Annotated in this window: 18 protein-coding genes; 4 read left to right on the top strand and 14 right to left on the bottom strand. The window is 65.9% G+C overall.

Features of this window, described 5'->3' with window-relative positions; all coding sequences use genetic code 11:
* The first annotated feature begins 6 nt into the window (after nt 1-6).
* The gene (locus ACZ0BA_RS25790; protein WP_463453957.1) at nt 7-543 is read left to right on the top strand and encodes a hypothetical protein; all 537 of its coding nucleotides are present in this window, start codon (nt 7-9) and stop codon (nt 541-543) included.
* On the opposite strand, the gene ACZ0BA_RS25785 is transcribed toward ACZ0BA_RS25790, so the two are convergent.
* From ACZ0BA_RS25785 to ACZ0BA_RS25765, 5 genes are all read right to left on the bottom strand, one after another.
* Complete coding sequence (locus ACZ0BA_RS25785) at nt 540-3,374, bottom strand: ATP-binding protein (protein ID WP_463453955.1); 2,835 nt, start codon at nt 3,372-3,374, stop codon at nt 540-542. The two genes, ACZ0BA_RS25790 and ACZ0BA_RS25785, sit on opposite strands and share 4 nt — an antisense overlap.
* Nucleotides 3,375-3,377: 3 nt before the next feature.
* Nucleotides 3,378-4,175: a hypothetical protein gene (locus ACZ0BA_RS25780; RefSeq protein WP_463453954.1), complete on the bottom strand. Its 798-nt coding sequence runs from the start codon at nt 4,173-4,175 to the stop codon at nt 3,378-3,380.
* Nucleotides 4,168-5,547, bottom strand: coding sequence for a hypothetical protein (locus ACZ0BA_RS25775; protein WP_463453953.1), 1,380 nt, complete (start codon nt 5,545-5,547; stop codon nt 4,168-4,170). Before ACZ0BA_RS25775 ends, ACZ0BA_RS25780 begins: the two co-directional genes overlap by 8 nt.
* 138 nt (nt 5,548-5,685) lie before the next feature.
* A complete protein-coding gene (locus ACZ0BA_RS25770; protein ID WP_463453951.1) occupies nt 5,686-6,462 on the bottom strand; it encodes a DUF3108 domain-containing protein in 777 nt (258 codons plus the stop codon).
* 1 nt (nt 6,463) lies between these two features.
* The gene (locus ACZ0BA_RS25765; protein WP_463453950.1) at nt 6,464-7,681 is read right to left on the bottom strand and encodes a DUF3108 domain-containing protein; all 1,218 of its coding nucleotides are present in this window, start codon (nt 7,679-7,681) and stop codon (nt 6,464-6,466) included.
* A 131-nt stretch (nt 7,682-7,812) separates the two neighbouring features.
* Between ACZ0BA_RS25765 and ACZ0BA_RS25760 the strand changes: the two genes are divergently transcribed.
* Nucleotides 7,813-8,619, top strand: coding sequence for a PhaM family polyhydroxyalkanoate granule multifunctional regulatory protein (locus tag ACZ0BA_RS25760; protein WP_463453949.1), 807 nt, complete (start codon nt 7,813-7,815; stop codon nt 8,617-8,619).
* Nucleotides 8,620-8,653: 34 nt separating this feature from the next.
* Here the strand turns inward: ACZ0BA_RS25760 and ACZ0BA_RS25755 are convergent, their stop codons facing one another.
* From ACZ0BA_RS25755 to ACZ0BA_RS25735, 5 genes are all read right to left on the bottom strand, one after another.
* The gene (locus tag ACZ0BA_RS25755) at nt 8,654-8,836 is read right to left on the bottom strand and encodes a hypothetical protein (protein ID WP_463453948.1); all 183 of its coding nucleotides are present in this window, start codon (nt 8,834-8,836) and stop codon (nt 8,654-8,656) included.
* Nucleotides 8,837-8,998: 162 nt separating this feature from the next.
* Complete coding sequence (locus ACZ0BA_RS25750) at nt 8,999-10,696, bottom strand: response regulator (RefSeq protein ID WP_463453947.1); 1,698 nt, start codon at nt 10,694-10,696, stop codon at nt 8,999-9,001.
* Nucleotides 10,693-11,451, bottom strand: coding sequence for a sensor histidine kinase (locus ACZ0BA_RS25745; protein WP_463453946.1), 759 nt, complete (start codon nt 11,449-11,451; stop codon nt 10,693-10,695). Before ACZ0BA_RS25745 ends, ACZ0BA_RS25750 begins: the two co-directional genes overlap by 4 nt.
* 134 nt (nt 11,452-11,585) lie before the next feature.
* A complete protein-coding gene (gene mnmC1, locus ACZ0BA_RS25740) occupies nt 11,586-13,325 on the bottom strand; it encodes an FAD-dependent 5-carboxymethylaminomethyl-2-thiouridine(34) oxidoreductase MnmC1 (protein WP_463453945.1) in 1,740 nt (579 codons plus the stop codon).
* The gene (locus ACZ0BA_RS25735) at nt 13,298-13,858 is read right to left on the bottom strand and encodes a DNA-3-methyladenine glycosylase I (RefSeq protein WP_463453944.1); all 561 of its coding nucleotides are present in this window, start codon (nt 13,856-13,858) and stop codon (nt 13,298-13,300) included. Before ACZ0BA_RS25735 ends, mnmC1 begins: the two co-directional genes overlap by 28 nt.
* Nucleotides 13,859-13,966: 108 nt before the next feature.
* On the opposite strand from ACZ0BA_RS25735, the gene ACZ0BA_RS25730 reads away from it, so the two are divergent.
* Nucleotides 13,967-14,431, top strand: coding sequence for an OsmC family protein (locus tag ACZ0BA_RS25730; RefSeq protein WP_463453943.1), 465 nt, complete (start codon nt 13,967-13,969; stop codon nt 14,429-14,431).
* Between the two features lie 10 nt (nt 14,432-14,441).
* On the opposite strand, the gene ACZ0BA_RS25725 is transcribed toward ACZ0BA_RS25730, so the two are convergent.
* From ACZ0BA_RS25725 to ACZ0BA_RS25715, 3 genes are all read right to left on the bottom strand, one after another.
* Nucleotides 14,442-17,408 (bottom strand): diguanylate cyclase, encoded by a 2,967-nt coding sequence (locus ACZ0BA_RS25725; RefSeq protein ID WP_463454831.1) that lies wholly within the window; start codon nt 17,406-17,408, stop codon nt 14,442-14,444.
* A 205-nt stretch (nt 17,409-17,613) separates the two neighbouring features.
* Nucleotides 17,614-18,141, bottom strand: coding sequence for a DUF4142 domain-containing protein (locus tag ACZ0BA_RS25720; protein WP_463453942.1), 528 nt, complete (start codon nt 18,139-18,141; stop codon nt 17,614-17,616).
* 155 nt (nt 18,142-18,296) lie between these two features.
* On the bottom strand, nt 18,297-18,791 hold the full coding sequence (locus ACZ0BA_RS25715) for a winged helix-turn-helix transcriptional regulator (protein WP_090326449.1): 495 nt from the start codon (nt 18,789-18,791) through the stop codon (nt 18,297-18,299).
* A 512-nt stretch (nt 18,792-19,303) separates the two neighbouring features.
* Here ACZ0BA_RS25715 and ACZ0BA_RS25710 point away from each other — a divergent pair.
* Nucleotides 19,304-20,122: a response regulator transcription factor gene (locus ACZ0BA_RS25710; protein ID WP_463453941.1), complete on the top strand. Its 819-nt coding sequence runs from the start codon at nt 19,304-19,306 to the stop codon at nt 20,120-20,122.
* Nucleotides 20,123-20,165: 43 nt separating this feature from the next.
* Here the strand turns inward: ACZ0BA_RS25710 and ACZ0BA_RS25705 are convergent, their stop codons facing one another.
* Nucleotides 20,166-21,713 (bottom strand): methyl-accepting chemotaxis protein, encoded by a 1,548-nt coding sequence (locus ACZ0BA_RS25705; protein WP_463453940.1) that lies wholly within the window; start codon nt 21,711-21,713, stop codon nt 20,166-20,168.
* Nucleotides 21,714-21,760: the final 47 nt, after the last annotated feature.

The following is a 21,760-nucleotide window of genomic DNA, read 5'->3' as shown; positions in this document are numbered from 1 at the left end:
ATGACCATGAATACGTCTATCTACGACAAGACCGCCAAGGGCAAGGAGGAGATTGCGACGCGCAAATATCAGCTTGCGCCGCGTCTGCGCACCTTGCTGGTCCTGATCGATGGCCGGCGCACCGAGGACGAGCTGCTGCGCAATGTGGCGGGCTTGGGGCTAGGCGCTAGCGCGCTTGCCGAATTGCTCGAGCATGGCTACATCGTATTGGCGACCAGCTACGCTACCCTGGCCGAAGAACCCGCGCTGCCCGAAGCGGCATTGGCCGACACCGCGCCAACGCCGCAAGTGCAGGCGCCGAGCCCCGCGCAGCTCGCGCAGTTCCAGTTGATTTATGATTTCTACAACAAGACCATCAAAAATACCATCGGCCTGCGCGGCTTCACCTTGCAGCTGAAGGTGGAAAAAGCCAGCAGCGTCGCCGAACTGCGCGAACTGCGCCACCCCTACATCGAGGCGGTGCAGAAAGCGCGCGGCAGCGAAACCGCCGCCGCCCTCGCCCGCCAGCTCGACGAGCTGTTGGGCATCGCGCCTGCCGGCTAGGCCACCTTGGCGGCGGCGCCGTCGGTCCGGCGCTGCAGCACGAAGATTGGCTGCGCCCACTCGGTATCCTTCTTCTTTTTACTCGTGATGAGCGTCAGTTCGGAAGGATCGTAGACGTCCGTGTTGTGCGTCAGCGGTGTGGTCATCAGATACTGGGCGTCGGTGTTCTTCAGGAACTCGCCGACCAGCTGGATGTTACGGATATCCAGGTGGGCGAACGGTTCGTCGATGAACACGAAGCCGCCGGAGCCGTCTTCCGACTTCAGCAAACCAATCAGCAACACCAGCGATTTCATCACCTGCTGGCCGCCGGACGCTTCGCCGTCGTTCATGCCGATGATGCCTTTACCGTCGAACTTGAAACGCACGTGCAGGCCGGCCTGCGCCAGTTGCGTGTCGTCGTTCTCCAGCCGCACCGGGTCGGAGTGCACCTCGATGCCCGCCAGCTCGCCCAGCTCCTTGATGTTCTTGGAGTAGGTCTTGATGGTGTAGCGCAGCCGCTCCATATAAGCGCCACGGGCGTTGCCGGTGGCCTCGATGGCGCGGTTGTTCTGGTAGCGGCGCTCCTCGGTCTCGGACTGGCGGCCGCTGAGCTGATCGTTCAGCCGCTGGTATTGGTCGATGACCGTCGCATCGAGTTCCCAGTCGCTGCGCGCCAGGCTGGCCTCCAGGCTGTGGATACGCAGATTGACCTGGTGCGCGTTCTGATGATCGCCGACCAGGCGCAGGCGGCGTTCCGGACGACGCCAGCTTTTCGGCAGATGGCGCCACGCCTTGCGCAACGACAGCAAGGCGCGCGCATGATCGGCGCGCTGCTCGATCTGACGCTTGTTATTAAGGCGCATACCGGCTTCCGCTTCCGACAAGGCGAAGCGCGCGTTCTGCCACGTGGTGTCTGCGCGGGTGCGTGTGACAACCGCGTTCTTGATCAGGTTTTGCAGCTCGCCAAGGCGGGTGCCGACCTCGGTGCGTTCTTCCTTCAACGGCACGGCGTTGCGCGCCGCCTCGTCGAATTCGTCCTGGCGCGCGGCCAGTTCCTTGGCGGCATCGACACCGGCCAGGCGGGTTTTGAGCGCGCTGATTTCCGATGCCAGTTTCGAGACGATCAACGTCAGCGCGTCCTCCTGCGCCTCCAGCGCCGGCAGCGATCGTTGGATCGCTTCCATACGCTGCGTGCGGCCAGCGGAGCCAAAGCGGTAGCGCGAAGCTTCGACGAAGAGCGAGCGGCCGCCGCGGCGTTCGCGGTGGTAGGCGTCCGGCGTGATCCACTCTTCGTGGTTGCCCAATTTGGCGCCGGCATCGACGGTGTCCACGCGCGTGATGCGCGACAGCTGCTCCACCAGCCAGGCCGGAACCTTGGCCGAGAACTTCACCACCGACATCAGGCTGTCGTCCTTGACGGTTGGCGCGTTGACCAGGTCCGGCACGATGAAGTGGCGATAGCGTTCTTTTTCCGCCAGACGGTAGGCCGACGAGGCGTCGCTGGATTTATCCAGCAGCACCACCGAGGCATAGCCGCCAAGTACACCTTCGATCGCGCCCTGCCAGCGCGCATCCGTCACTTCGACGATATCGGACAGCATGGCGTGGCCGATGCCGGCGTCGTTCAACGCGCGGCGCATGGTGCGCTGGGCTTCCGGCTCCGGCATCGCGGTCTTGCCCTGCAACGCCGAGATGGTCGACAGTTCGCCGGCGATCTTGGCGGCGATGGCGTCGCGCGCATTGCGCTGGCGCGCCAGTTCGATTTCCTTTTCCTGCAGCTGCTGCGCCACTTCGGCCAGGTCGGCGCCGGAATCGGCGGCCAGCTTTTGCAGGCGCACTTTCTGCTCCAGCAGGCTGTCGAGCGGCTTGAGTTTGCCGTTGATGTGCGTCAGGCGCGTTTGCAGCGACGTCGACTCCTGCTCCAGCACTGTCTCGTGCTGCTGCGCGTCGGTCAGGGCCTTGGCCTGCGCCGCCAGTTGGTTGCGCTTGTCTGTGATCTGCTGGTCGGCCTGCATCAGCGGCTTGCGCGCCTCGCGCAACTGGCGGCTCACGTTGCCGTGCTTTTCGCGCGCCTCGTGGTATTCCAGCGTCGGAAGAACCTCTTCCTGCAGGTTGCGGCGTTCCTTGTTCAGGTCTTCCCACTGGTGGTAGTTGGCCACGCGCAGGCGCAGGCCTTCCAGGTTGGTCTTGGAAGCTTCCAGCTCCGTTTCGAAGCGTTTCAGTTCGACTTCGGTGTCGCGCTGATGGCGCTTGGCCTCGTCGTACGCGTCCAGCACTTCCTTGTCGCCGAAGACCTGGAACACCAGGTCAAGCAACTGGCGTGGCGCGTATTCGCACAACTTGTCGGTCTCGCCCTGCTCGAGCGCCAGCACTTTGGCCATCGCCGGCGACAGGCCGGCGTTGGCCAGGCGCTTGCGGTAGTTCTCGACGCCGAGCCAGTCGTTACCGGCTTCGCCGATGTCTTCGATCTGCACGTTACCGGGACGCATAAGGTACTGGCGCTTCCAGTCGCCGCCGTTCTTCTGAATCTGGCAGAACAGCGTGACCTCGTCGTCGCTGAAAAAGCCGGAGCTGCGGAACGGACGGTTCGACAGCTGCTTGCCGACGTTCTTGTTGTCGACCACGGCGCGCAGCCAGGCGGTCTGCTGGCCGCTGTGGCGCGCGTAGTGCTTGTAGGTGCGGCCCATCGAGCAATCGAGGCCGAACAAGGTGCGCAGCGCGTCGAGCAAGGTGGTCTTGCCGGAGCCGTTCTGGCCGGCGATGGTGATGATCTTGGCGTCCAGCGGGATGTTCTTGATGCGCTGCCAGTAATCCCAGTGGACCAGTTCTAACGATTTGATGTGAAACATGGTTTAGTCCTTGGTGGGCAGGTCGGTGTCGTCGGCGGACGGTGCGTCTGGCGGGCTGTCGGCCGGGATGTCGAAGGCCGGCACGTCGTCTTCCACGTCGGCCACCGGCTCCGCAACCGGTTCGTCGTCGTTGGCGGCGATCGGCGGCGTGCGGCGCGGCACCGGAATGACCTGCGCCGGCGAACGTTTGAAGACGTCGGCCAGCGCGCCGTTGATGATGCGCTCCTTCAGCTGGTCGGTGTCCATCATCAGGTCCAGCAGCGGGCCTTCGACGATGACGTCGCCACGGCGCTCGATGAAGCCGAGTTTCGCCAGGATGCCGAGGTTCATATCGAGGCGGGTCTTCTTGCCCAGCTTGTCGCCGAAGTCGGCCAGCAGCGCCTTGTAGGCGATGCCGATCGAGGTGTCCTCGGCGCGCGGCAGCGGCTTCTCGATGCCGAACATGTCGTTCTGCTCATCGTCCGCGTGCTGGTGGGTCTCCTGGCGCTCGCGCTTGGGCAGGATGATCTGCGCCCACAGCACGACCAGCAAGGCCACGCCATCGCGCGACAGACCGAAGTTATTGTTTTGCCAGACATCGCGCGCGCCGAAGATCTTCGGTTCGATGGCGCGGTGCAGCGCCAGCGTGACATGGTCGGCGTAGACGTTGTCGAGCAGTTTGAGGCCGGTGGCCAGCAGGCGCGCGTCGACTTCGGCGCGGAACAATTCGTCCGACAGCACGCGCTTGACCAGTTTGTCGTCGCGGCGCAGGTGTTGATGCGTCAGCAGGCGCGCGATCAGGATTTGGGAATCGTCATTCATCGGACTTGTCGCCTTCCGGTTTCAAAGAAAGTGAGAGGGAGGCCAGGGACATCGCCGCCACGTGCAAATCGGGCAGCTGCACCATTTCGTCGCAGGGGTTGAAGGTGACCGGCAGGCGCGCCAGGTCGCCGGTGGCGCCCTGCAAACGCGCCTCGTCGGCGTCGCCCAGCAACGGCAGCAGCGAGGCGCGGTAAGACGCCACCGCGAAGGTCGCCGGCAGGAGCGAATCCTGCACCGGGATCGATGGCGGCGGCTCGCCGGCGGCGCCCGCGGCCGGGAATTTGGCCAGGGTGGCGAAGTCGGACAGGCGTGACAGCCATTCGTCGAGCTCCTGCTGCATGGCCGGGCCGTCGCTGATGGTGGTCGGCGCGTCCTCGCCGGACGGCAGGCCGCCGGAGACGGCGCTGACGGCGCGGTCGGACAACAGCTCGGTCTCGGCGACGTCGATCATCTCGGCCGGGGTGATAAACAGCGGCACCACCGGCTGGTCGATGGCGCCTTCGGCCAGCGACGCCAGGTCCTCGTGCAGCAGCAGCCAGCGCTTGATGTCGGTGGTCGACAGGCCGGATTGGCCCAGGTGCACGCGCTGGCGCTCGATCTGGTTCAGGGCGCGCGAGAACATGCCCTGCATATTCAGCAGCGCCGATTGCGCGCGGCCGATGGCCTGCGCCGCGCGGTGGGTGGCGCTGTCGGCGTTTTCGTCGGCCAGGATGGCGCGCAGGATCTCGGAGCCCTTCTCGACCCAGTCGCACGCCATGTGCCACTTGGCCTGCGAAGCGCGCAGGCGGAACTCGGAGCCGGAAGCGATGGCGTCGGAGAATTCCTCGGTAAGTTCGACCAGGCGGCCCAGCAAATGCTGCAGCTGGTCGACGGTCACGCCGCCCATCACCTGGGCGCCGGCCACCTGCGACAGCAGATAGCCCATGTCGGCCGGATCTTCCTCTTTGCCCATCGCCAGCAGCGCATCGATCGCCGACAGCACGTTGCGCGCCATCGGCGTGACGCGGTAGACGGCATGCTGCGCGTCCCATGCCAGCAACTGGTTGGTGCGCAGGCGCATCAGCACCGTCTCCAGGCTCTCGGGCAGCAGATAGGCCAGGCGGGTGTTGATGTCGGCGCGGCTGAAACTGGCCGAAGCGGTGTCGGAGGCCAGCTCGCGCAGCACCAGCAGGCGCACCAGCACGCCGTCGAAACCGCCATGGAACAGCGCCGTGAACACTTGCAGCAGCGGCTGCGCGCGTTTCAGGTGGTAGACCTGCTCGATTTCGTCGGCCGAGATGTTCGGCTTGAAGTGGGCCTGGAGGCTGCTTTGGGTGTCTTGCTGGTCCAGCGCCGGATCGGACGCGGACTCACTTGTTATAGGTTCAATCATTCTCTGCCATTCTGGTCGCAACGCGATTGCAAATAGTGCAACAAAGCATCATCATCGCGGGGGCGTCAGTATAGCAGGCGGGCGGGGTCAGGTCCGCCATTTGTATACGGCCCCGGGCACGCGGGGCCACACACATAATTATTTCTTGGCAACTTTATCCAGCGTCTGGTCGACGAAATCGCCGTCGGCGTCCTTGAACACCACCCGTACCGGATACCAGTCCATCGACGGCGCCAGCCACAGGTCGACCTGCGAGCCCTTGTCGTCGTCGAGCGGCTGACGCACCAGGTGCACCGCGCTGACCTCGCCGGAGCCGGTCTGCACCGGCTCGACGTTGGCGACCTTGAAGCTCCACTGCTCGGCATTGCGGCGGCCGGCGACGAAGTACGCCCATTCGCTGCCCGGCTTGAACTTGTCCGCCGCAGCCCGCGCCTGCGCAGCGATCTGCCACTGGATGCTGGCGCGATCCTGCTCGCCGCCCTTGATCGGGTACGTCTCGTCGCCGACGCTGAAGCTGATGGTCTTGGTGTCGCGCTTGAAGCTGATGGTGTTGGCCTCCTTGCGGAAGCGCTTTTCATAAAACGCCACCGGCGCCAGGCCGTAGTCGTCGATCAGCCCTTCGCTGCGGGTTTCGAGGATCTTGCCGAAGATGGCGGCGCGGCTTTCCACCACCAGCGAGTATTTGCCGTCGCCGGCGCGCCACTGCACGCCGGCCGTGCCGTTGATGGTCAATCCGTGCTGTTTGGCGGTGATGTTGTAGCTCAGGTCCGCCGACGGCGGCGCGTTGTGCGCCCGCTTGGCGCTGGGATGCGGGCCGGGCGTGTCGTCGGCCGCGCGGGCGCCCGTCATGGCGGCTGCGGACAGGGCCAGCAGCACGGCGGCGCTCAGCAAACGGACGGTGTGGGATTTTTGCATGTTATTTTCCAGATTCTGTGATCGTAATATTGGAGACGGTTTGCGTGGTCAGCGCGCCGCTCGATTCGGTGTTGCGCATCTGTACCGGGTACCAGTTCATCCCCGGCGCCAGCCATATGTCGAGCCGCGACGAATACGTGCCCGGCTTGGGCGGCCGCGTCAGGTGCCAGGTGACCAGCTTGCCCATCTTGGTGTTGAGTTCTTCCTCGCCCACCAGCTGGAAGCGGAAGATCGTCGCCTCCTTCTCGTCGCCCACCTGCAGGTCGATATCGCCGCCGAACTGGTTGATGTCGGCGCGGCCGATGCCGCCCAACTGGAACGGCACCGTCGCCTTGTCCTGCGCCCCCGTCAGCAGCGGATAGCTGCGCTCGGACGCGGAGAACGTGATGGTGCCCTGGTCGCGGTTGAAATGGGTCGCGGTCTCCGCCCGGCGCGTGCGCTTTTCGGTGACCTTGACCGGTGCGATGCCGAAGTCGTCGATGACGCCCTCGCTGCGCAGCACCAACAAGTTGACGCGCGTCACCAGCAGGCTGACACCGGCTTCGAGCGAGGCGTCGTAACGGCTGCCGTCAGTATGCCACGTCATCGACGCGGAGCCCGCCCATTTGGTGCCGTCGGCGTCCACCCGCGCCACGGCCATGTCGAACTTGGCGGACGGCGGCAGATGCACTTTATAACGCCGCGTGCCCTGCGGAGCGACCTCGGCCGGCACGGCCGGCGCCGGTGTCGGCGTCTCGGCGGGCGCCGGCGGCGTGCCGGTTTGCGCCTTGCCCGCCCCGGGCTGGGACTGGCCGGCGCGCTTGCCGCCAGCCGGCGCGCCGTCGCCGCCATCACCGCCGCCACCGCCAACATCACCCGGCGCCGCAGCGTCACCGCCCGCCACCGGGGTGGCGGCGATGGCGAGCAGCGCGTCGGTCGCCGGCGCCGGTTCCGGCGGTGGCGGCAGCTCCCTCGGCGGCGGCGGGCGCTTGACGCGCGGACGCGGCGCCTCCTGCGGCGCCAGCGGCTTGACGTCGACCAGCGGCGCGCTCTCGACGCGCTTCGGCAGCGTCAGTCGCAATTGCGCCGTCATCACCGATGGCGGATGGGGCGAGGTGCGCGGCGCGGACGATCCAAGATGGTTGCCGGCCCAGTCGATTGCCGCCAAATGCAGCGCCAGCGTGGCCGCGCAGACGACCAGCAGGCGTCGGCGTTGAAAGAGGTAGGAAACAATCGTCATGGCGCTAGTTTAACGTGTTCGGCCAAAGCCATCGGTCCACCGCCGCGCACCGATGGAAATGTTGTCAAAATCTTTTTGAATGCGGCCCGGATATCTGCTACGCTGAAAGCTAAAATCCACAGGAGACAGATATGGCCAATACGCAAATGCCGCACATCCCGGGCGCCGGAGTGATGACGGATACTTTAGATTTCGTCAAAAACCTGTGGGGCAGCATGAGCGTGCCCGGACTCACCGCGCCGACGCTGTCGGTGGAGGAACTGGACAAGAAGATCAACGATCTGAAAGCCGTCGAGGCCTGGCTGAACCTCAACATGAGTATGCTGCGCGGCAGCATCCAGGCGCTTGAAGTGCAGCGCGGGACCATCGCCACGCTCAAATCGGTCGGCGCCAGCCTGGCGGCGGCGGTCAACACGGGCGCCAACGACAAGTCGATCTTCGAATCCAATCCGTACGCTTCGGCCTTCTTCCACCATGCGCGGGAAGCCGACAAGGCGCCCGCGAGCACGCCGTCATGGCCGCACGCACCTGCTCCGGCGCCGGCCCAACAAGCCGCGCCCAAGGCGCCGGACGCCGCGTCGCCGCCCAAGCCGGTCCCGGACGCCGCCGCCGCGCAGATGCCCAATCCCGCCGTGTGGTGGAATATGCTGCAGGATCAGTTCAAGCAGGCGGTATCGACGGCCATGGCATCCGAATCGATGATGGCCGATGCCGCCGCGCGCGCCACCGATACGGCGGTCAAATTCGCCAACGCCGCCAGCGCCACCGGCAAGCCCGCCGCGAAGGACGCCGACGGCGGCAGCGCGAAAGCGGCCAGCGCCACGTCGACCAACCCGGCCGCGCCCGACCAGGCGGCCGGCGACAAGCCGGCCACTAAAAAAGCCGCGGTCAAAGCCGCGCCGCCGAAGGCCGGCAAGCCCGGTTCCGACAAGCCTTAGCCGGTACACGGCGCCCCGCCGCCAGCGCCAGGCCTTACGCCAGGCGCTGGATGCGGATGGCGTCCACCATGCCGTCTTCCTGGCGCTGCACTTTTTCGATATCGATCAAGCCCTCCTCTTCGAGCAGCTTGGCGCTGTCGTGGGCGGACTGAAAACTGTCGAGCGTATCGCCCTTGGCGGCGACCGGCCGTATCCAGGCCACGCTGCCTACTTTCATCTTCGTATACACTTCTTTTGCGATATCACGCATATGGTTTTGCCCTTTATTTCAAGGCGCAGACAGGGCTGCGCCGCGATTCAGTGTAATCATTTGGTGACCCGGAAACAAGTTCGCTGTTGCGCCCATCCGTCACCGGGAACTGGCCGGCGTCGCTCGGCGTCAGTCCGCAATAGCGCCGTTGGCGGCCTCGTACTCGCTTGCCGCCGCCGCCGCCACCACGCCGGACACCGGCGCCAGCATCGCCAGCTGCTCCATCAACTGCGCGAACCGCAGCTGGCCCGGCGCGATCGCGTCGACGTGCATCAACACGCCGATGGCCTCCTCCGCCAGCTCGCGCACATAGCCCGTCTGGTGCAGTTGCGAGATCAGGATCTGCGCCGAATTAAACAGGATGCGCATATTGTGCGGCAGCGCCTTGCGCGCCACCCGCATCCATTCGACCGCCTCGATCAATTTGCCGGTCTTCCACAGCAGCACGCCGGTGTTCATCATGTCGGCCGCCTCCTTGCGCGAGGACTTGATCAACTCGACGCCCTCCTCGCCCATGCGCGCCTTGTCGAAAATCTTCTGCACCTCCTCGAGCAGCGGCGCGTTGTCATGGTTGTTGCGCGCCACGTAGCACAGCAAGGTCACCGGCGCCTCCTTGACGCCGACGGCGAACAGCAAGGTCGCCATATCGAGGCAGGTGGTGCTGTCCGGCCGCTGCTTGCTGTCGTCGGCCAGCAGCGCTTCCAGCTCGTCGCCGGATTTGCGGGCGCGCCGGAAGTCGCCGCTCTCGTGGTACACCAGGCCCTCGGTGATCTTGGCGCGCAAGGTGACCTGGTCGCCGCCGAACTGGTGGACCGCCGCGTTCAGCAAGCGTATCGCTTCCTTGGTGTCGTTCTTCTGGCCGCACACGCGCGCCAGGCCGAAATACGCGTCGACCGTCTTGGCCACCGAGTACTCGCCCATCTCTATGCATTTGCGGAAGGCTTTTTCCGCCACCGGGATATTACCGAGCTTGAGCGCCGTCTGCCCGAACGCGCGCTGGCGCGGCACCGAATTGGGCGACAGCTTGGCGGCTTTTTCCAGCACGCCGAAGGCTTCCTCGTGCTTGCCCTGCTGCTGGTACGACAGCGCCAGCTGGTCGAAGGCGTCGATGTAAAAGCGGTTGTCGGCGATCACCGCCTGGAACATCTGCTGCGCCGCTTCGAGTTCGCCGGCGCTCATGCGGATCTTTCCCAGGCCGCAGCGCGCCCAGTTGTAGTCGCGCTCCTCGAGCACCTTTTCGTACACCGCGCGCGCCTGTTCCGGCACGCCGCTTTTGAGCAGCAAGGTCGCCTTCATCCGCTGCAGGTCGATCTCGTGCAGCGGATAGAGCGCGATCTGCTCTTCGCACAGGCGCGCCGCGCGCAGGTAGTCCTTGTCGGCGAAGGCCTGGTCGATCTCGCGGAAGATCTGCTTCTTGTTCCACACGCGGTTCAGGCGCGTCAACAACACGCCTTCGGTGATCGGCTTGATGATGTAGGCGTCCGGCTGGTGCTCGGCCGCGCCCATCACCGACTCCACACTTTTCTCGGCCGAGACCATCAGCCACACGCTGCTGGGCAGCATCAGGTTGCGCAGGCGCGCCTCCTCCAGCACCTGCTGGCCGTTCTTGCCGTCGCCGAGGTTGTAGTCGCACATGACGACGTCGTAGCGCGTCTTCGACAGCAACACGATCGCCTCGCCGCCGCTGGCCGCTTGGTCGATATGCTTGGCGCCGAGGTTGCGCAGCGATTCGCGCAGCAGCTGGCGGATGCCGACGAAATCGTCGACCAGCAGATAGCGCTTCTCGGCCCAGTCGATCTCGCCGACAGCTTGGGTTTCCGCGCTCATGGCAGCCGCAGGATGAAGCAGCCGCCGCCCAGGGCGCCGCTGTTTTCCAGGGCGATGCCGCCGTGGCGCTGGCGATGCTTGTGCATCTTCGCCACTTCGCTGGAAAAGTACAGACCGAGGCCGCTGCTGTTGCTGAGGAAGTTGACCTTGTTCACGCCGGTCTTCATGGCGTCCGCGCCGGCTTCCAGGATCGCCGGCGGAAAACCGCCGCCGTTGTCCTCGACGCGCAACTCCAGATAATCGCCGTCGATGCGGATCGCCAGCCGCACGCGGTCGCGCGTGTAGCGGATGGCGTTGTTGATGGCGTGGACCAGCACACCGATGATCAAGTCCTCGTCGAAGGTCCAGATGGCGTCCGCCGGAAAATCGACGTCGAGCGTGACGCCGCGCGATTGCAGCAGGATGCGCGCCTGGCCCCTGACCTGGTCGACCAACTCGCTGACACGATGGGCGGCGGGATCGAACGGGTAACCGGGTTTGCCCACCTCCTTGTACAACGCAAGCAACTGGATCAGGTTGTCGTTGAGGCGGCGGGTCTGGTACAGCATCTGGCCCAGTTGCTCGTATTGGGGTTGCCCGGCGCTGGAGGAAGGCGGCGCGGCGGCGGGGGTGGACGCGGGGGTGGAGGCGGCGATCAGGTTCTCCAGAGTGCCGCTGAGCACGCTGATCGAGTTCTTCATGTCGTGCACCGTCGACGCCAGGAACATCAGCAGCTCTGGCGATCCCTCGTAGTGCTGCGCTTGGTCTTCGTCCATTTGTGCGGTGCTCGCGCCCGGTTCAAAGGCTGATTATATCCTGCGGGATATAGCCTAGCCAACGCCGGCGTCGCTAGTGTGCGCATGATATTTGCGCAAGCGCAACGCCGGTGTGGCGTCGGGAGCACTGCCGATCACTGGCTGCGGCGGCGCTCTTTGAGCAGGAAGCGGCCCGGATCGAGCGCGGCGACCAGGCTCGCCTCCAGCGGCGGCGGCGCGTTCTCCAGTTGACTGACCAGCAACTCGGCCATCAGCGGCGCCCAGATCAGGCCGCGCGACGCGTAACCCAGCAGGCCATACAGGCCGGGGTGGCGCGGCACGTCGCGCAGGCGTTCCAGGCGGCCGGCGGCGCCGTGGTCGGGCAAGGCGCCGCACAGCGGCAAGCGGTCCGGCGCGGCGCAGCGGAATCCGACCCGGCCCGCCAGCGGCGCGCTCGCCGCCAGCGCCGCGACGGCGTCACCCGGAACAATCTCCGCCAGCCGGGTGAGGTTTTCCAGCTGGCTGTCCGCGCGCAGTTGCGGATCGTCGTCGCTGTCGTAGGTCGCGCCGGCGCAGACAATGCCGTTGGCGGCCGGCGTCACGTACGCCTCGCGGCACACCACCAGCGGCAGCCGGGGGGCGCCCGCCGAGCCGGGATCGTCCAGCGTCAGGTGCGTGACCTGGCCGCGCAGCGCCGACAACGGCAGCTGCGCCGCCTGCGCGATGTCGACCGCGCCGGTGCCGCCGGCCAGGATCACCGTCGGCGCCCGCGCAATCGTCGCGCCGTCAGCTGCCAGCACGTGCCACTCGCCGTCGATGCGCCGCAACGCCAGCGCCTGCGTATGGAACAGACGGCGCAGGCGTTCGCCGCAAGCGTCCAGCATGGCCTCGCACAGCGATGCCGGCCGCGCCCAGCCGCCCTGCTCGAACAGCCAGCCGCCATGCGGCGTCTCGCCACCGAGCAAGCGGCCGGCGTCGGCGGCCGTCAGCCAGCGCGCGAACTCCGGCGGATAGTCCCATGCCGCCAACACGTCCTGCTGCACCCTGGCGTGCGCGGCGTCGCGCGCCAGTTGCAGCACGCCGCAATCGGCGCCGTCGAAGGCCTTGCCGACGCCACCCAAGCGACGCCACTCGCGCAGCGCGAACAGATAGGCGGCGCGGCTCAAGCGGGTCGGAATATTGTCGTCCTTCGACAGCAGCGGCATGAAGATGCCGGCCAGGTTGCCCGACGCCTCCTGCGCCGGCCGGGCGTGGCGCTCGATCAGCGTGACCTCCCAGCCATGGGCGCACAGGCGATGGCAGGCCGACGACCCGGCCAGGCCGGCGCCGATGACGATGGCGCGCCGCTGCGGTTCTTGTGGCGCTGGCGGCGCCGGCTTGCGGCTTCGATACACCGCGCCGACATCGCGCGAGCCGGCGATGGCGTCGCAGGCGAAACCGGCCGCCGTCAGCGCCCATACCAATGACTCGTCGGGTGCGTGCGCGTGCAAGGTCGCCTGCGGCGCGGCCAGCTTGGCCAGGCCGCGCGCGAAGCCCGAGACAAAATCCGGCGCACACGAGCAAATCTGGAAGTCGTCGACCCGCGCTTCGACTTGCGGCAATACGGCGTCGAGCGCGCCAACCAGCAGATCGAGCGTGACGTGGCCGTCATCGAGCACGATACGGTGGAAGCCTGGCACGTTCAGCGGCCATTGGTCGCGCAGCCGCGCATCGGCGATGCGCGCCGCCTCGGGCAGCGCCGGCGCGATGGCCAGGTAGTGCAGCGGCGCGCCCGCGGACGAAGATGCCGCCGCCCACGCGGCCAGAAACCGCGCGCCGTCGGCGAAGTCGGTATCGAGTACGACGCGCCGTGGCGCGCTTGCCGTCGTCACTTGCGCCGCTTCCGGCAGAAACACGCCGGATCATGATCGTCGACCATGCCGATGCCCTGCATATAGGCGTAAATGATGGTCGAGCCGACGAACTTGAACCCCAACTTGCCCAAATCCTTGGAAATGCGGTCCGACAGTTCGGTCTTGGCGGGGCGAGGATCGTCGCCCAAGACGATGGGCTTACCGCCGACATAAGACCACAGCAGCTGATCGAGGCTGCCGCCGCCGTCACGCAAGCGCAGGTAAGCCTGCGCGTTGGTGATCGCCGCCGCCACCTTCAACTTGTTGCGCACGATGCCGGCATCGGCCAGCAGCGCGGCCACCTTGGCGGCGTCGTAGGCGGCGATCTTGGTGGCGTCCCACTGGTCGAAGGCGGCGCGGTAGTTCTCGCGTTTATTGAGGATGGTCTCCCAGCTCAGCCCCGCCTGCGCGCCCTCCAGATTGAGCATCTCGAACAGGCGCGTCTCGTCGTGGCACGGCACGCCCCATTCGGTGTCGTGATAGTGCAGGTACAGGGGGTTGGCCGGATTGGCCCAGCCGCAGCGGATTTTGGTCATCGCATCGAGATCGCAGGTCATCGGGAGGGCAAGTATAGCAACCGGGAGGCGCCGCCGGCCAGCGGGTTAGAATGAAGCCCTTATCGACGCTAACGACAGGAGCTTTGCATGCAATTCGAGGCAACACTGGAATGGAAACGCGATGGACAGGATTTCCTTGGGCAGCGCTACAGCCGCGCGCACACGTGGCGCTTCGACGGCGGTGCTGTCGTGCCGGCGTCGTCGTCGCCGCTGTCGGTGCCGCTGCCGATGTCGGACGCCGCCGCCGTCGATCCGGAGGAGGCGCTGGTGGCCGCCGCGTCGAGCTGCCATATGCTGTTCTTCCTGTCGATCGCCGCCAAACGGGGACACACGGTCGACAGCTACACCGACCGCGCCGTCGGCACGCTCGGCAAGAACGCGCAGGGGAAGATGGCGATGACGCGTATCGCGCTGCGTCCGGCGATCGTGTTTGCCGGCACCGCGCCGCCCGGCGACGATGAACTGCACGCGATCCACCACGAAGCCCACGACAAATGCTACATCGCCAATTCGCTCAACTTCGAGGTGGTGGTGGAGGCGCCGCCGGCGTAGTCCGGCCGGCTCAGGTTTCCAGGTCGCTCGACAAGCCCACGCGCCGGCGCTCGCCGCCCAGCGACAGCGGTCCTTCCAGATTGCTGACCAGCCGCACCTCGCCCTCGCTCAACGCCTCGTCGAGCCGGTGCATCAAGCGCGGGAACAGACCGTCGGCGCGCGCGCGTTCGGTGCCGTACAACGCCGCCCAGGCGTTGCGGCCGGAGCGCTTGGCGATGTACAGGCCCTGGTCGGCCAGCTCCACCACCTGCGACCATGACAGCAGGCGCGGTTGCGAAGGCAGGAAAGGGAAACAGGCGAAGCCGATCGAGCAGGTCTTCGACAGGCGCACGCCGTCCGGCAGCACGAATTCGCGCTCGGCGACGACACGGCGCATGCGCTCGACCACCACGCGCGCGTCGTCGCGGTGGGTGGCGCGCGCCAGCACCAGAAACTCCTCGCCGCCCCAGCGGATCACGTAATCCGATTCGCGGAACACTTCGCGCAGGCGCTCGGTCATCTGCACCAGGATGGCGTCGCCGGCGGCGTGGCCGTAACGGTCGTTGACTTCCTTGAAGTGGTCGATGTCGACCATGAAGAACACCAGGTCGTGGGCCGCATGCGGCTCGCGGCCGGCCGGCTGCTGGCCGCGATGCTGGCCGCCGTCGTAGCCGCGCAAGCTCATGGCCACATCAGCGTCGACGTTGCGCAGGAAGAAGCGGCGGTTGCGCAGGCCCGTCAGCTGGTCGGTCAGGCTGACCTCCTCGAGCGCCTGGTAGGCGCGTTCGAGCTCCAGGTTTTTTTCCACCAGCTGCTCCTGCGTCGCGCTCAACGTCTTCAGGGTCGCCGCCACCTGCCGGTAGGCGCTGGCGTTATCGAGCGCGATCGCGCCGAACGCGCACAAGCTGCGGAAGATCAGCCGTTCGCGCTCGCCGTAGGCATTGGCGTGCAGCGACTGCACCGTCATCGCCCCCAGCACGCGCTCGCCCACGCGCAGCGGCGCGAACAGCAACGTCAAGGTCGGCAGGGTTCCCGGGATCAGGTTCGGCGTCAGGCCGGCTTCGCCCAGTTCGATCAGGATCTCGCGCCGCTCGCGCACGCAGCGCGATGAGTTGGCGCGCGGGTCCGCCAGCGAGTAGCGCACCTCCGGCAGCGGATTGCCCGCTTCGACGCCGAACGCGCACGACAACCACACGCCGTTCGGCTCGAGCAGGAAAATCGCGAAGTGCGTGGCGTCGAGCAGTCCGTGCACGTGGCGGTCGAGCGCGCGGAACACCGCCGCCGCGTCCAGGTGCGCGGTGATCTCCTGGCCGATCGCGCTCAGGTGCGCCAGCGTGGCGCTGGTTTGCTGCAGCACCTCGGCGCGCTGCGCCTCGGCCGCCGCCAGCTGGCGATGGTGCTCGGCCTCGGTCTGCGCGCGCTCGGTCTGGTATTGCACCTGCATGGCGATGGCGCGATTGGTGGCCTGCTGGCTGTGGGTCTGGTCGCGCGCCGCGCCGGCCCGCAGCGCGATCGCGTACGCGCGCGCGTGGTCGCCGATGGCGGCGTACTCGCGCGCGGTGGCGTCGAGCAGCACGCCGGGCACCGTATAGCCGTCGATGGTGGCGGCGATCTCCAGCGCCAGCAGCAGGTAGTGCAGCACCGGGTTGGGCGCCATCATCAGGTCAGGCTCGGGCAGTCCGTGGGCGGCGTGCTGGGCGTGGATGTCGGCCAGCACATTGAGCGCGGCGATCTGGCCCAGCGCGTCGCCATGCTCGCGCGCCAGCGCCAGCGCGCCGCAGACGGCGTCCAGCGCCTCGTCCGGCCGGTTCAGGTGCGACAGCGCGTGGGCCTGGCCGCGCCGCGCGCTGCTCTGGAAGTCGTTTTGCGCCAGCGCGTCGCCGCGCGCGGCCAGCCGGGTGAAGCTGTCGAGCGCGGCCGCGTGGTTGCCCAGGTCGAGCGCCAGGTCGCCCTGGTATTCCAGCGCCACCGCGTACGCGCGCGAGCCGGACAGCGGCGCCAGTATGGTCAGCGCCTCGCGTAGCAGGCTCTGCGCGGCCTCGCGCTGGCCCAGCTGGCGCAAGGTTTCGGCGGTCTGCATCAGGCACATGCCGATGGACAGCGGCCAGCCGGCCGGGCGCGCCAGGTCGAGGCCGCGCTGCATCCATTCCAGCGCCGCTTCGTGCGCGTTAAGGCTGGTGAAGCCGTTGCCGATGTTGGTGGCGATGATGATGGCGCGCCGAATCTGGCCGGTGATCAGCGCCATTTCAAAGCTGGGCATCAGATGGCCGATGGCGCGGCCATACTCGCTGCCCTGGAAGGCGCAGGTGCCGAAGTAGTCGCTGACCCAGCCGGCGGCGATCGGCGCCAGGCCGCCCAGATCGGCGCCGAAGCGGCCGTCCCATCGCTGCTGCGCGGCCCGCCAGTCGCCAAACGCCGCGCAAATGCCGGCGGCGGCGTCGATCACGTCGATCCGCACCGGATCGCCGCCGGCGCGGGCCGCCTCGCCGGCCAGCGCCAGCCAGCGCTCGCCGGCCGCGCTGTCGCCGCGGTCGTTGGAGACCCAGGCCAGCACCCAGCAAGCGTCGGCGCGCGCGCAGGCCGACGCTGCCCACGTTCCGTCCGCCATGGCGGACGCGCTGGTCGCCGGGGCGGCGGACATGGATGGGGAAGCGGAGTCGGAAGCTGAAACGGGAGCCGAATCGGCGGCGCAGCCGGCGGCGGCCTGCTCGAACAGCGACATTGCCTGTTCGGCCTGGTATTGAGCGGTGTCGAGCTGGCCTTCGAGCCACTCGGCCTCGGCGGCGATCAGCAGCAGACGGCCGCGCACCACCAGCGCCTCGTCCGGCGATAGCGCGCCCAGCAGCGGAGCGATGTCGGCCGACAGGGCGCGGGCGCGCGCAGGGTCGCGCTGGCGCAGATGCCAGGCGAGCGCCACGAGCAACGGCAGGCGCGCCGCGCCGGAAATTTCCGGCAACACCGCCTCCCACCGCGCCAGCTCCTCATCGAGCGCAAACATCTCCACCAAGTGACGTCCTTTGACTGTGTTTCATCCGACGGGCTAGTTGCCCGCACGCACTTAAACGCTGTGACAGCATTATTCCACAGTTTTCAGGCACCTCCGCCGCACGGCTCCAAGTGCCTGATTGCAAAGCGATTTCAGTTCCCGGTGGAAATTTTAAAGACGCGCCGGCGGCTGCCGCCAACCGGCTGCGACACTGTCATTACTGCGCTCTAGGCGCCCCGCCCTTGCCCGCGACCTGCGGCACGGCGTTCATGTGCTGATCAATGACGGGCTGCAACTTGGCCGCCAGCGCCTTGACATCGGGATCCTTCGCCTTTTGCTGGGCGTCGGTGACCAGTTTGTGGGCGACCTTATGGTCCTTGACACCGGCGTTGGCAATGTAAGCCTTGTCGAACTCCTCGCCGCTCAACGAGTTGAGCTTGTCGGCCATCTTCTTGTGCTTGGCATCGGGCTCGGACGGCAGAGTCACATTCTTGGCCTGCGCCACCTGTTTTACCTCTTGCAAGCCCTTCGTGTGGTCGTCCACCATCTTCTGGGCAAAGGACTTGACGTCGGGAGAAGTGGCTTTTTGCACGGCGATCGTAGCGGCGGCCACCTCGTTGACGTTGGCCTGCGCCATGTCCGTGAGATAACGCTGGTCGTCCTTGCCCAAATTTTGCGCAAAGGCCGCGCCGGCGGCCAGCAGCCCCAGGCACGAGGCGACGGCGATCCTGATCTTGTTGTTCATGACGGGTTCCTCATAAAAGATGACGAGGAACTAATTTTACAAAGGCTGGACAAGGGCGGACGCACCTTACGGCTATGCAAGAACGGCCCTAAAAAGCACGGCCACAAATAAAAAAAGCGCCGGCAAGCCGGCGCCTTGTAGGGGTATAACAACGCTTAGGAAGCGTGTTTGCTGATCTCGATCAAACGAGTACGCATGGTGTCGCTGGCGGCCGGGCCGGGAGCGAACATATAGTCTTCATCGTTGATGGCCAGGCCGCTGTTGGCGTCGACCAGCACCTGATCGGCCGGTTTGCCGGTTTCGCGGCTCACCACCAGCAGGCTGGCGCCTTCCGGTGCCAGGTGGTCGTTGCCCCAGGCGATAAAGGCCAGCAAGACAGGCTTGAAGTCGCGGCCGGCCTTGGTCAGCAGGTATTCATAGCGCGGTGGACGGGCGCTGTACTGGCGCCGTTCCATCAGGCCGCCCTCGACCAGGCCGGCCAGACGGCGGGTCAGCATGTTCGGGGCGATCTTCAGGCTTTTTTCAAATTCGTCGAAACGCGACAGGCCGTAGAAGGCGTCGCGCAGGATCAGAATGCTCCACCATTCGCCAACTTTACCCAGGCTGCGGGCGATAGGGCAAGGCATGCGGCCGAAATCGGTATGTTTCATGTGTAACTCCTCGGTTCAGATGAACAGGAAATGGGTGACAACACAGCGTGCGATGCGCCTTACGCGCATACCGGCTGTAACAACGTGTGACTCTTCTGCGAGCAAACCCCTGTGACCATGTGTGATTTTTCTGGTGTCAATTTCGTCTCCTCTTTTTTGCCCTGCGGTTTAAGTACTTTCCCTCTGAAACACAAGCTTCATCAACCGGTCGACATGGGGTGTTGGCCTGCCACCACGGACCACAACCGGGCCGCGCGCAGCGGCATCGGGATGTGCGCCTGGTTTTCATGTCTGCCCCCATAATTAACAATTGAGCGACGGTGCCTAAGTGTGTTGTACAGGACAATTTCCGTCCCTCAACACCTGAACCAATTATTGATGATCTAAAAAAACCGCGCTTTTGCTGCAAGTGACTACGGTTTTGGGAGCGTAGAAAACTATTAAAAATTTTTAAAAGATAGGCATAATACGCAACAGGGCGTGAAGAATTTATCAACCAAGCAAGGTGAACCATGCCGACGGCCAGCGACAGTACGCAGCGCAAAATCCTCATCGTGGACGACTCCGCGTTCGAGCAGCGCGTGCTGGTCGACCTGCTCAGCGAACTGCCCTACAAGGTGTCGGTGGCCTTCAACGGCCTGCAGGGCTACCAGTTGGCGCTGGCCAATCAGCCGGACCTGATCCTGCTGGACGTGCGGATGCCTAATATGGACGGCTACACGGCGTGCAGGTTGCTCAAAGCCAACCCTGTGACACAGGACATCCCGGTGATTTTCCTGAGTGGCGCCGACGCCGACGAAGAGCGCATCATGGGCCTGTCGATCGGTGGCGTCGACTATGTCTCCAAGCCGTTTTCGCCGGGCGAACTGGCGGCCCGCATCCAGGTACACCTGAACTTGTCGCGCCGGGTCAGCGACCGCGGCCAGCAAGCCTCCAACGACGCCGAGCCGGCTTCGGCCGTCCCAGCGGGCGGGGGCGACAGCGATCCGGACGCGGTGATCGTGGCGGCCGTCAAGCGCCTGATCGACGACAACCTGGCCAGCCTGCCGGGCCTGGCCGAGATCGCCCGCAGCGTCGGCACCTACCGCGAAAAGCTGTCCCAGATCTTCCGCGAGCAAACCGGCATGACGGTGTTCGCCTTCATCCGCGAGGCCCGCATCCGGCGCGGCGAAGAGCTGCTGCGCGACACCGACATGGATGTTCAGGACATCGCGCTGCTGATCGGATTTAACAATGCTGGCAATTTCGCCACGGCCTTCCGCGAGCGCACAGGCATCACGCCAAGCGCCTTCCGCAGCGCGAACCACCAAAGAAAAACGCCGCAGGCCTGATGGCCGGCGGCGTCCACGGTCGAACTGTTGACCGGATTGTTTTTTAGCGCAGCCGGAACACGCTGACCACCGCCGCCAGATTGGCGGCCTGCTCCTGCAGCGAACCGGCGGCGGCGGCCGCCTCCTCGACCAGCGCGGCGTTTTGCTGCGTCACCTCGTCCATCTGGGTGATGGCGCGGTTGACTTCCTCGATGCCGGTGCTCTGCTCGTGGCTGGCGGCCGAAATCTCGGCCACCACGTCGCTGACGCGGCGCACGCTGGCCACCACCTCGCTCATCGTCGTGCCGGCCCGCTGCACCAGCGCCGTGCCGCTGTCGACCTGGGTCACCGAATCGTCGATCAGTTGCTTGATCTCCTTGGCCGCCGCCGCGCTGCGCTGGGCCAGGTTGCGCACCTCGCTGGCGACCACGGCAAAGCCGCGCCCCTGCTCGCCCGCGCGCGCGGCCTCGACGGCGGCGTTCAGCGCCAGGATGTTGGTCTGGAAGGCGATGCCGTCGATCACGCTGATGATGTCGACGATCTTGCGCGAGGCCGCGCTGATCGCCTCCATCGTGGCGATCACCTCGCCCACCACCTGGCCGCCGTCGGTGGCCGTGCCGGACGCCGATTGCGCCAGCTGGTTGGCCTGGCGCGCGTTGTCGGCGTTCTGCTTGACGGTCGAGGTCAGCTCCTCCATCGCCGAGGCGGTCTCTTCCAGCGAGCTGGCCTGCTCCTCGGTGCGGCTCGACAGGTCGAGGTTGCCGCTGGCGATCTGGGCCGACGCGGTGGCGATGGTGTCGGTGCCGCCGCGCACCTCGCCCACCACCCGCAGCAGGCTGTCGTTCATGGCCTTGAGCGAGAGCATCAATTGCCCGGTCTCGTCCTTGCTGTTGCTGACGATGTGGCCGGTCAGGTCGCCCTCGGCGACGCGGCGGGCGATCACCACCGCCTCCTGCAGCGGCGCGGCGACCGCGCGCGACACGGTCGTCGCCAGTACCAGGCTGATGACGATCAGCGCCACCAAGGTGCCAAGGATCAGCTTGCGGGCCAGCGAAAACGTCTGCGCGGCCGAGGTGTCGGACGCCATGCTGCCGTCGTCGTTGATCTTGACCAGCGCGTCGAGCTGCTCGTTGACCTGGCGGAACACCTTGTTGGAGGCGCCACGGAACAGCGCCCGCGCCTCGTCCTTCTGGCCGGCGCGCGACAGCGCCGTCAGCTTTTTGCTTTCGGCCTGATAAATCTCCATGGTTTTCTGCAGTTCGGCGTAGATGCGTTTTTCCTCCGGCTCCGACACCAGCGTTGCGTAAGACGCCTGCTGTTTGCCCAGGGTTTCGAGCCGGGTCGCCATCGACTTCTCGGTGGCGGCCATCTCGGCATCCTCGGACAGCAAAATATGGGTCGATTCGGAGATACGGTAGCGCGACATCGAGTTCTGCACCTGGCCCAGGTAGCGCACGGCCGGCATCCAGTTGGTGGCGATGTCGGTGGAGGCCTGGTTGACCTTGGTCAGCTGGGTGATCGAGAACAGGCCGAGAAAGCAGGTCAGCGCGATCACCACCGCGAACGCCAGAATTAACTTCTTGCCTATTTTAAGATCATAGAACCATTGCATTTTGCGCTCCATATTTTTTCCACTTGGAAATGAATGATAGAGCGCGT

Source organism: Duganella sp. AC917, from assembly GCF_979258245.1.
The sequence above is the reverse complement of the archived record's forward strand: the minus strand, read 5'-3'. Positions and strand labels throughout refer to the sequence as shown.